Origin of the sequence: Pseudarthrobacter sp. LMD1-1-1.1 (assembly GCF_040676255.1) — a bacterium.
Classification (GTDB): Bacteria; Actinomycetota; Actinomycetes; order Actinomycetales; family Micrococcaceae; genus Arthrobacter.
On the sequence record NZ_JBEGHP010000021.1, the window covers coordinates 1 to 253 of the forward strand.

Consider the following 253-nt stretch of genomic DNA (forward strand, 5'->3'; position numbering starts at 1 on the left):
GGAGCGCGGGACCTGATCCTGGGAGGCAAGCGTATTAACAGGTGTGACGCAGGAAGGTAGCCGAGCCGGGCGATGGTTGTCCCGGTCTAAGGATGTAGGGCGAGTGGTAGGCAAATCCGCCACTCATGTGCCTGAGATCTGATGGGACCCCCGTTTGGGGGGATTTGGTGATCCTATGCTGCCGAGAAAAGCATCGACGCGAGGTTTTAGCCGCCCGTACCCCAAACCGACACAGGTGATCAGGTAGAGAATA

At 58.1% G+C, this 253-nt stretch carries 1 rRNA gene; it reads left to right on the forward strand.

The features are described 5' to 3' along the window. A 23S ribosomal RNA gene (locus MRBLMD1_RS10570) occupies positions 1 to 253 on the forward strand; the annotation flags it as partial.